Source organism: Frankia sp. CcCS3, from assembly GCF_977927575.1.
Genome location: NZ_CDWRCL010000133.1, coordinates 1 through 10,714, shown reverse-complemented (window position 1 = coordinate 10,714; position 10,714 = coordinate 1). Strand labels below are relative to the sequence as shown.

Genomic DNA, 10,714 nt, shown 5'->3' with positions numbered 1-10,714 from the left:
ATCAACGACAGATCCAGATCCACACCTCAACAGCACTCGACGGAGATCGTGCACCAGAACCAGCGCGCCGGCGAAGAGCGCGTCGGAGTGAACCCGGAGAGACCCGCGGCGGGAGGCCGAGGCCTGGAGGAGGGGCGGGACGGTCGGAGAGGCGGCACGACGGAGAGCTGGTGGCCGCGGGGTAGATGCCACGGGGCGGGCGGCCAGGGGACACGTGGCTGCGGGACCGGTCGCCGGGTCCGGGGGAACCCGACGGGAGAGTGGGGGGAGGAGCGAAGAGGAGCGGCGCCGTGGAGAGCAACAGTAGGAAGTACACGATCGCCGTCCAGGGCCCGAAGTCCTCACGCCCCCTGGAATCTGGCACCGTGAGAGTGGAATGTCCGGACATGTCATCGTCCACACCATTGCGCCCGTACCCGACAGCCGGGGGCATCCTCATCCCCCGTTAAACGGAGACCCGCCGTCGACGCTCCCCGTGAGCGTGTATACAAATAATCCTCACCACGCTAAACACGCGAGTGTCACCCAGACGAGAGAACCAGCCACCCATCCGGAACCAGAAGATCGAGTATCTTACTCTTGTGTTGACCATGGCGAGGGGGCCGACCGTGACGACAGCTCAGCCGGGAAGTGGACCGACCGTACGTCGGATCCTGCTCGGCTCTCAGCTCCGTCGACTTCGCGAGGAGAAGGGCATCAGCCGGGAAACCGCCGGCTACCACATCCGCGCCTCAGAGTCGAAGATCAGCCGGATGGAGCTTGGCCGCGTCAGCTTCAAAGAACGCGACGTCGCCGACCTGCTGACCTTCTATCAGGTCACGGACGATGCAGAGCGCGCCCCATTGCTGGCCCTTGTCCGGGAGGCGAACGCCGCTGGCTGGTGGCAGAACTTCAACGACGTTCTCCCGTCCTGGTTCCAGCCGTACATCGGTCTGGAGGAGGCGGCCCAGCTCATCCGGACCTACGAGCTCCAGTTCATTCCGGGCCTGTTGCAGACCGAGGACTACGCCCGAGCAATCATCACGCAGGGTAGTGATCACCTACCGGCCGACGTCGTCGAGCGCCGGGTTAACGTGCGGCTCAACCGGCAGAAGCTGCTGTACCGTAAGAACCCGCCACGGCTCTGGATAGTCATCGACGAGGCGGCGCTGCGTCGGCCGATCGGCGGGCCGAAGGTGATGCGGGCCCAGATCGAACACCTCATCACCGCGTCCGAGCTACCGAACCTCACTCTGCAGGTGATGCCGTTCTCCTTCGGCGGCCACGCGGCGGAGGGTGGGGCCTTCACGATCCTCCGCTTCCCCGAAATGGACCCGCCGGACGTGGTCTACCTGGAGCAGCTCACCGGTTCCACCTACCTCGACAAGCGCGAGGACGTCGACCGGTACATGGAGGTGTATAACCGGCTCAGTGTCGACAGCACGACCCCGGGTGACACTCCCGAACTGCTACGGCGCATCATCACCGAGCTCTGAACGCGGTTCGCTCCCAGCTCACCGACCGGCTGCTCCGCCGGCCCGCCGGCCTACTACTCGGCCGGCCTGCCGTTCTGCCGGCCTGCCGGCCCTACTGCTCCGCCATCCCGCCGATCGGCTCGACCCGCCTGGTCGGATCCGTGACCGCGCTCGCCGGCCAGGTCAGCTCCAGGCTGAGACACCGATCGTCCAGCTCCACCGAGACCTCGATCCCGCCCGGGTCCTCTCCCCCGCAGCCGAGCTGCGGGGGCGGCAGGCCCTGCGGCCAGGGCAGCGAGACGAAAACACTGCCGCCGGCCGGCGTCCACAGGACCGTCATAATCGCTCGGCCGCCTGGGACGGCGGCGAGCACCTCCCGCACCTGATCGGCCACCATGGCCCGCACGGGAGCTGGCGCGAGCCGCAGATCGCCGGACAGCTGGATCTGGACGGTCATTCCCGCAGCCTCGGCGTCGGCGACGACCGCGTCGAGGTCCGCCAGCGCCGACGACGGACCACCCCCGGTGATCATGCGACGGACGGCGGCCGCCCGTATCGCGCACCTGCTCCGAACGGCGGCTTCCCGTGGGTCCAGCCAACCGCCCGCGACTCCGTCGAGTAACGGCAGCACCTCCCACCCCACGGTGTGCAACCACTGCGCCCGCTCCCACCTGATCATGGTGAACGCATCCACCTGGGCGGCGACCTCAGCCTCGGCGGCCAGGGCGCGGGCGGTCGTCTCCGCGGTGCCGCGCAGCAGGGGACCCAGCATCGCGGTCACAATCTGCACCCCGCACGCACCGTAGATCAGTACCCCCAGCCGCGCCAGCACCAGCGGTTCGGTGGTACCACGCAGGAACACCGCAACGATCATCATGGCGATCGCGACCAGCAGCGCACCCACCCATTCCCAGAGTGGCCGGGAGGCGGTGATGAACGCTAGGAGCAGGGGAAGCACGAGCAACGGCCAGTCCGCGATCCGGACGATGTCCGCGCCGACGGTGTTCGCTATGCCGGCGACGGCGACGGCGAGGGCCAGGAACAGCAGCACGGCCGCCTCGGGACCGCTGATCGGCCGACTCCGTCCGCGCCGGACGAAGGCGACGGTGAGCGCGGCCACCAGCAGCCACATCGCTCCCGCTCCAGCCATCGTCCGCACCCATCCACCCGTGCCGACCAACGGCACGAGCATGATGATCATCCACAGCCCGACGATCTGCCCGAGCGCCCGGCGCAGCCCGGCGGCATAGGCGTCGCGTAGCTCGGCGGCGATCGCGGCGACGTCCCGACGATCGCCGACCCGCCCGCCGACCCTTCCGCCGACCCGCCCGCCGACCCTTCCGGCCCCGCGATCACCCCGATCGCCGCGATCATCGCTCGGCTGTGGTCGCGTCACGTGCCCCGTCGTCGCGTCCGGGGCGTGCCACTGCAGTTCCACAACGGTGCCCTGCCCCGGGTGCGCGTCGATGCGGGCGGTCCCGGCGACGTCCACCAGCCGTCCGACGATGGACTCGCGCAGCCCGAGCCGGGCGGGGTCGACCCGCTGCGGGTCGAAGCCGCACCCGGCGTCGGACACCGTCACGATGAGCAGGCCCGGGCCACCGCCGAGGAGCAGCGAGGCACGCCGGGTGCCGGAGTGCCGTTCCACGTTGACCAGCGCCTCGCCGACCGCTCCGACGAAGGCCTCCACAACCACGGCCGGGGGCTCACCGGGAGGTTCCCCCGCGACGGCTGGGAGACGCCGGTCCTCGAGGCTGACCTGCAGCCCCCGTCGAGCGGCGTCGCGGACGGCCTCGGCCAACCGATCGCCGATCGGCGGACCGACCTCGTCGTCCCGGTCGAGCAGGCCGCGCACGGCGGTGAGGCTCTGCGCACATCGACGCCGGGTGAGTGCCACGTCCCGTCCCCCGCCCCAGGCGATGCCGGTCAGGGTGTTCAGCACCGTGTCGTGGATGACTCGCTCCCGTTCCCGGCGGTCGCGGGCGACGGCGAGGACCACCGCCTCGCTGCGGTGCCGGGCCACAACGTTCGCCCATCGCTGGTCGGCCGTACGGGCGATCCGGCGCAGTCGACCGATCGCCAGCCCGAGTAGACCGGGAATGATCAGCAGCATGGCGGTTTGAGAGAAGACCCGGGGGTTGTGGCCCCAGCCGCCTACGAGAGTGGCGCCGCACAGCGTCAGGAGCAGGACCGACGCGACGGCCGTCGGAAATGTCCAGACCGTCACGATCCCGGCGTTGATGGGGTCAGGAAGACGAAGTTCCCGCTGTCCCCCACCGAAGCGGGCGGCAACCAGGACGAGGCCGTCAGGGCGAGGACCGTCGACATCGCGACCGTGCTGGTGGTCATCGATCGACGGATCCCGCGTCGCAGGCTGACGACGCAGAAGACGAGACCGCCGATGACCGTCAGCCCCGCGACGGCCATCGCCGCCGGCCTGTGGTCGTACCAGCGCCAGACCGCGACGTAGCACACCGTCAGCAGGACCGCAACCGCCCGCAGAGTAACGAGGACGCGCCCCATGACCTGTTCCAGCGCCTGGTAAGCCCGGCCCAACTCGACGGAGGCTCGGCCCAGCTCGAGCGTGCCCTCCCCGAAGGCGGTCACCGTGCCCGCGGAGGCGGTAGCGGCGGTGCCCGTGGCGGCGGAGGATGCCGGCGCCGCGAGCGGGACCGGCTCCCGCACCCCGGGCGAGGCCGCCTCCCGCCCGTCGGCAGTCACGTCCTGCTCGGCCCGGGGAGGTCGCCCGGACCAGGGTAGGGGCCGACTTCGCACCTCATCATCATGATGGCTCTGTCCCCTCAGCATCGAGGTTTCTGTCGACGACAAGCTTGCGACGGCATAGAGGCCGCGACGGCGTCGAGCAGCGACCCACCGCCGACCGGGCGGGCCGTTGGCAGGCTACCGGCGGCGCCTCGCCTTGGTCCGCAAAGGACCGGCTCGCCTCTCATCCGTCGGACCGCTCATCCGTCGAAAAGGTAACGGGACGGCCCGACCTCCCATTCGGGGGAGCTAGTCACGGTCCAGGGACCGCAGACCGTGCTCAGGTCCCCAAAATTCGCTGACCGAAGAGTCACCGCCACCGCCCGACGGGCCGGAGGAATGCAACGCCGCCGGGACAGCTGTGTCCTAGGCTTGACGACGTGTGGAAAGGCAGCTCTTGAATCCTCCCGCCAGGCCGCCCAGGCCGCCCACGCCGCAGCCGTCACCACCGGCAGGCCCAGTAGCACCGGCAGGCCCAGTAGCACCGGCGGAGCTGTCCGCGCGGCTGACCGGGTTGTCTCCTCGCGACGCCCATCGGCTAGGCCGACGGCTCGCCGAGAGCCGGCGCACCCGCGAGCCCGCCGCGCGCCAGCGGGCCCTACAGGCCATCGCCGCCGAGGTGGACCGGGCGGCGCTGCAGGTGGAGCGGCGCCGGGCCAGCGTCCCGACGCTCGACTACCCCGACATCCTTCCGGTCACCCAGCGCAAGGACGAGATCCTCGCCGCGATCCGGGATCACCAGGTGGTCGTCGTCGCCGGGGAGACCGGGTCCGGCAAGACCACCCAGCTACCGAAGATCTGCCTGGAGCTCGGCCGCGGGATCCGGGCGATGATCGGGCACACCCAGCCGCGCCGAATCGCCGCGCGTACCGTCGCCGACCGCATCGCGGAGGAACTGCGCACCCCGACTCCCCAGGCGGGCGGCGTCGTCGGCTACCAGACCCGGTTCACCGACCAGGTGCACGAGAACACGCTGGTCAAGCTCATGACGGACGGCATCCTGCTGGCCGAGATCTCCTCCGATCGCCAGCTGCGCCGCTATGACACGCTCATCATCGACGAGGCGCACGAACGCAGCCTCAACATCGACTTTATCCTCGGCTACCTGCGGTCGTTGCTCCCCCGCCGGCCGGATCTCAAGATTGTCATCACCTCCGCGACGATCGAGACGGCCCGGTTCTCCGCCCACTTCGAGGACGCCCCGGTCATCGAGGTGTCCGGGCGCACCTATCCGGTCGAGGTCCGCTACCGCCCACTCGTCCCGGCGGCCGACGGACCAGCCGACGGACCGGCCAGCGGATCGGCCAGCGGCCCGGCCGACGGGCGGAGGACCGGCAGGGAGAACGGCGAGGTCGAGCGCGACCAGACCCAGGCCATCAGCGAGGCGGTCGACGAGCTGTGCGCGGAGGGCCCGGGCGACATCCTGGTGTTCCTCAGCGGCGAACGGGAGATCCGCGACACCGCTGAGGCACTCACCCGCGAGCAGCGGCCGAACACCGAGATCGTGCCGCTCTACGCCCGCCTGTCCGCCGGCGAGCAGCACCGGGTGTTCCAGCCGCACACCGGACGGCGGGTGATCCTGGCCACCAACGTCGCCGAGACCTCGCTGACCGTGCCGGGAATCCATTATGTGATCGACCCGGGCACCGCGCGGATCTCCCGCTACAGCCACCGCACCAAGGTGCAGCGGCTGCCCATCGAACCGATCTCACAGGCCTCCGCCAACCAGCGCAAGGGGCGCTGCGGGCGGACCGCCGACGGCATCTGCATCCGCCTCTACAGCGAGGAGGACTTCGCCGGCCGGCCGGAGTTCACCGATCCGGAGAGCCTGCGGACGAACCTGGCCTCGGTCATCCTGCGGATGGCCGACCTCGGCCTCGGCGAGATGGCCACGTTCGGGTTCCTCGATCCACCCGACCCCCGCCAGATCAGCGACGGCGAACTGCTCCTCGCCGAGTTGGGGGCATTCGACGCCACCGCGGCCGATCCCCGCCACCGGATCACTCCCCTCGGCCGGCGGCTGGCGCAGATCCCGGTGGATCCCCGGCTGGCCCGCATGGTGCTCGCCGCCGACGAGCAGGGCTGCCTGCGCGAGGTGCTCGTCATCGCCGCCGCGCTCGCGATCCAGGATCCCCGGGAGCGCCCGGTCGAGCACCAGCAGGCGGCCGACGCCCGCCACGCCCGGTTCGCGGACCCGACCTCGGACTTCCTGGCGTACCTGAACCTGTGGAACTACCTGCGCGACGCCCGCGGCGAGCTGTCGGCCAACCAGTTCCGGCGGATGTGCCGCACGGAGTTCCTCAACTACCTGCGCATCCGGGAATGGCAGGACGTGCACGGCCAGCTCGCCGCGGTGGCCCGCGGCCTGGGGCTCACCCCCCGGGACGACAGCTCCGGCGCGGCCGATCCACGAACCGATCCACGGGCCGTGCACCAGGCCCTGCTGACCGGGCTGCTGTCGCACATCGGTCGTTACGACCCGGAGCGCCGGGAGTACGCTGGCGCCCGCGGCGGCCGCTTCGCGCTCTGGCCGGGCTCCGCCCTGGCCCGGCGGTCGAACCGCGCCGAGCGCACCGGGCCGACAGCCACGTCGGCGGACCCGACAGCCGCGCTGGCGGACCCGGGGGACCCGGCGGGCGAGGACGCGCCGAAGCGGCCGTCCGGACCACCCGCCTGGGTGATGGCCGCCGAGCTGGTGGAGACCTCCCGGCTGTGGGGCCGCACCGCCGCGCGGATCGACCCGGACTGGATCGAGCCGCTCGCCGCCCACCTGGTGCATCGCACGTACAGCGAGCCGCGCTGGTCGCGCCGGCAGGGCGCGGTGCTCGCCGACGAGAAGGTGACCCTGTACGGGGTGACGATCGTCGCCTCCCGGCCGGTCCAGTACAGCCGGGTCGACCCGGCCCTGTGCCGGGAGCTGTTTCTCCGGCACGCGCTGGTCGAGGGTGACTGGCAGACCCGCCACGCCTTCTTCCACGCCAACCGGGAGCTGCTCGCCGACGTCGAGGAGCTGGAGCACCGGGCCCGGCGGCGCGACATCGTCGTCGACGACGAGACGCTGTTCCATTTCTACGACGAGCGCATCCCCGCGGATATCGTGTCCGCCCGGCACTTCGACGCCTGGTGGCGCAAGGCGCGCCGGACGACCCCGGACCTGCTCGACTTCCCGCGCTCAATGCTCGTCTCCGCGGGCGCCGAGGGAATCACCGAGGCCGACTACCCCGACGTCTGGCAGGCGGGCGACCTCGCGCTGCCGCTGAGCTACCAGTTCGAACCGGGCTCGGCGGCCGACGGGGTCACCGTGCACATCCCGCTGGCCGTGCTGAACCAGGTCGGCGCCGAGGGCTTCGAATGGCAGGTGCCGGGGCTGCGCGAGGAGCTCGTCACCGCCCTCATCCGGGCGCTGCCGAAGGCGGTGCGGCGCAGCTTCGTCCCGGCGCCGAACTACGCCAAGGCGGTCCTGGCGAACATCACGCCACGCCAGGTGCCCCTGCTCACCGCGGTGGAACACGAGCTGCGCCGGATGGGCGGGCCGGAGATCCCGCGCGACTCCTGGTCGCTGACGGGTGTGCCGGATTACCTGCGGTTCACCTTCCGGGTGGAGGACGCCGGCGGGCGGGTGCTGGCCGAGGGCAAGGACCTCGACGCCATCAAGGAGCGGCTGCGCCCGAGGACCCGGGAGGCCGTTGCCGCCGCGGCGGACGGCCTCGAGCGGGCCGGCCTGCGGGCGTGGGGGGACCTCGGCACCCTGCCGAAGGTCGTCGAGCTGCGCCGCGGCGGCAACGCGGTAGGCGGCAACGCGGCGGGCGGCCACGTGGTGAAGGCGTTCCCGGCGCTGGTTGACGAGGGCGGTTCGGTCGCGGTGCGGGCCGCCGGCACCGAGGCCGAACAGCGCCAGCTGATGTGGGCCGGCACCCGGCGCCTGGTGCTGCTGGGCGTCCCCTCCCCGGTGCGCGGCCTCAACGCCCGGCTGTCGAACGCCGCGAAGCTGGCCCTGAGCCACAACCCGCACCGCGACGCCGCCGACCTGCTGGACGACTGCGTGCGGGCCGCCGCCGACCGGTTGATCGCCGCGGCCGGCGGGCCCGCCTGGGACGAGGCGGGCTTCACCGCGCTGCTCGCCGCGGTACGCGCGGGGCTGCCCGAGGCCGCCTTCGAGGTGGTCCGCGAGGTTCAGCAGGTGCTCGGCCTCGCCCACGCGGTCGATCTGGCGCTGCGCGAGCTGCGTGCCCCGGCGGTGGCGGCGTCGGTGGCCGACGCGCGCGACCAGCTCACCTCGTTGATCTACCGGGGATTCGCCACCGACACCGGGGCCGACCGGCTGGCGGACCTCGTCCGCTACCTGACCGCGCTGGAACGGCGGCTGGAGCGGCTGCCCCGCGATCCCGGGCGGGACAGGCTCAACACCGCGACCGTCGGGCGCGTCCAGGACGTCTATCGGGAGCTGCTCGCCACCGTCCCCGCCGGCCGGGAGCCGGCGCCCGAGATCCGGCGCCTCCGCTGGATGATCGAGGAGCTGCGGGTGAGCCTGTTCGCGCAGAGCCTGCGCACCCCGTACCCGGTTTCCGAGGAACGCGTCTACCGAGCGATCGACGCCATCCTCGGTTAATCCGTTTCGGTGACTATGCCATGCTGGGACGGTGACCGGCGGGGGGCGATGGGCACGGCGCTCCCGACTGTTTCGTGTCGTACGCGGACGACGGGCGGGCCTGGGCCGAATGGATCGCCGGGACGTTGGAGGATGCCGGCTACCAGGTCCTGCTTGAGTCCTGGGCGCCGGCGGGGACGCACCGAGTGGGGTGGCTGGACCGGGCGGTGAGCCAGGCCCGGCACACGGTCGCGGTGGTCTCCGACGGTTACCTGCGCTCCTCGCCCGCGGTCGCCGAATGGGCGGCGGCGTGGTCGGCCGACCCGACCGGAGGCGAACGCCGGCTGCTGGTGACCAGGGTGGCGGACCGGCCGCTGCCCGGTCTGCTCGGCCAGCTCGTCCCGGTCGACCGCAGCGAGATCGCCGTCCGGGCCAGCCTGCTCGCGGCCCTGCGTGGCGACCGGCCACAGCCGGAACAGCCGCCGGGCTTCCCCGGCCGGCGGGGGATCTTCCCGCCGGAGCTGCCGGCGGTGTGGAACGTGCCGGACCAGCCCGCCCGGTTCGTCGGCCGGACGGCCGCGCTCGCCCGGCTCGACGAGGCGCTGTCCCGCTCGCCGCTGGTCACCGTGACGGGAATCGCGGGGATCGGGAAGACCAGCCTGGTCACCGAGTACGCCCGCCAGCACCGGGCGGATCTCGACGCCGTGTGGTGGGTGCCGGCGGAACGCCCCGAGCTGATCGGCGAGCGGGTGCGCGAGCTCGCCCCGGCGGTGGGCCTACCCGGCCACGCGGAACCGGCCGCCGTGATCGCGAACCTCGGCCGGGCCGACGGCCGCTGGCTGATCGTGCTCGACGACGCTGCCGACGCCGACACGCTGCCGGCCTGGCTGCGGCCCGCCGAACCCGGCCGGCTGCTGCTGACCTCCCGCAACCCCGGCTGGGACCATCTCGGCCCGGTCGTGCCGGGTCGGACCGATGGACCGGGCCGAGTCCGTCACCCTGCTCGCCGGCCGGCTACCCGCCGTCGAACGGACGGTCGCCGACCGGATCGCCGAGCGGCTCGGGGACCACCCGCTCGCCCTCGACCAGGCCGCCCACCGCATCAGCACCGGCCGCACTCCCGCCGAGACCTATCTTCAGGTGTTAATTGACCGGCCGGAGGTCCTCCTGGCGCAGGGGGAGGTGAGCGGACGGCCCGGGGCCACCGCCGCCACCCTCTGGGACGAGCCGATCCGCCGGCTCGACGCCGAGGCACCGGCCGCCGGCCACCTGCTGCGGATCGTCGCGCACGGCGACAACGAACCGATCCCAATCCGGCTGTTCACTGCCGAGCCGAACGCAATCCCCGACTCCGGACTCCGGGCTACGGGCGGCGGCCGGCGACCCGCTCGCCCTCGCCGACACCGTCGGCGCCCTGGAGCGGTACGGCCTGGCCCACCGCGACGCGGACACCGTGACGATGCACCGGCTGGTGCGGGCCGCCGTGCACACCCACACCAGCCCCGACCAGGCCGACGAGATCGTCGCGACCATGACCCGGATGCTGCGCGCGGCCCTGCCCGACGCCGTCACCGCCAACCCGGAAGCCTGGCCCGCCTGGCGGGAGCTACTCCCGCACACGCTCGCCGTGCTCGACGCCACCGACACCGACGTCGACGCCACCGACCCCACCGATGCCGACCGTCTGGAGGCCGACAGTCCGGAGGCCGCCTGGCTGGCGGAACGCTCGGCGGCCTACCTGCTCGGGCAGGGCCGGGCCGACCAGGCCCTCCCCCTCGCGGCCCGCGCCCTGGCCGCCCGCGAGCGGCTCGACGGCCCAGCGCACGTCGACACCCTGGCTTGCCGGGAGACCCTCGCACAGGTGACCCTCGCCGCCGGCCGGATCGACGACGCCGGCCGCCTAGGGTCT

Annotated in this window: 6 protein-coding genes; 4 read left to right on the top strand and 2 right to left on the bottom strand. The window is 72.3% G+C overall.

The genetic code is table 11. From position 1 onward, the window contains the following. Nucleotides 1-608 precede the first annotated feature (608 nt). Nucleotides 609-1,475 carry a helix-turn-helix domain-containing protein gene (locus AC08OQ_RS12640; RefSeq protein ID WP_476601751.1) on the top strand — a complete coding sequence of 289 codons (867 nt, stop codon included), beginning with the start codon at nucleotides 609-611 and terminating at the stop codon, nucleotides 1,473-1,475. A 91-nt stretch (nucleotides 1,476-1,566) separates the two neighbouring features. On the opposite strand, the gene AC08OQ_RS12635 is transcribed toward AC08OQ_RS12640, so the two are convergent. Then, nucleotides 1,567-3,681 (bottom strand): ATP-binding protein, encoded by a 2,115-nt coding sequence (locus AC08OQ_RS12635; RefSeq protein WP_476601750.1) that lies wholly within the window; start codon nucleotides 3,679-3,681, stop codon nucleotides 1,567-1,569. Further along, on the bottom strand, nucleotides 3,678-4,229 hold the full coding sequence (locus AC08OQ_RS12630) for a hypothetical protein (protein WP_476612062.1): 552 nt from the start codon (nucleotides 4,227-4,229) through the stop codon (nucleotides 3,678-3,680). The genes AC08OQ_RS12635 and AC08OQ_RS12630 overlap by 4 nt, the downstream gene beginning before the upstream one ends. Before the next feature lie 502 nt (nucleotides 4,230-4,731). Between AC08OQ_RS12630 and hrpA the strand changes: the two genes are divergently transcribed. The 3 genes from hrpA to AC08OQ_RS12615 form a co-directional block, all read left to right on the top strand. Continuing rightward, nucleotides 4,732-8,826 carry an ATP-dependent RNA helicase HrpA gene (gene hrpA, locus AC08OQ_RS12625; RefSeq protein ID WP_476605335.1) on the top strand — a complete coding sequence of 1,365 codons (4,095 nt, stop codon included), beginning with the start codon at nucleotides 4,732-4,734 and terminating at the stop codon, nucleotides 8,824-8,826. Between the two features lie 74 nt (nucleotides 8,827-8,900). Beyond that, a complete protein-coding gene (locus AC08OQ_RS12620; RefSeq protein WP_476605336.1) occupies nucleotides 8,901-9,956 on the top strand; it encodes a toll/interleukin-1 receptor domain-containing protein in 1,056 nt (351 codons plus the stop codon). A 308-nt stretch (nucleotides 9,957-10,264) separates the two neighbouring features. Beyond that, a partial coding sequence (locus tag AC08OQ_RS12615; protein ID WP_476612063.1) for a tetratricopeptide repeat protein occupies nucleotides 10,265-10,714 on the top strand: 450 nt, incomplete at its 3' end.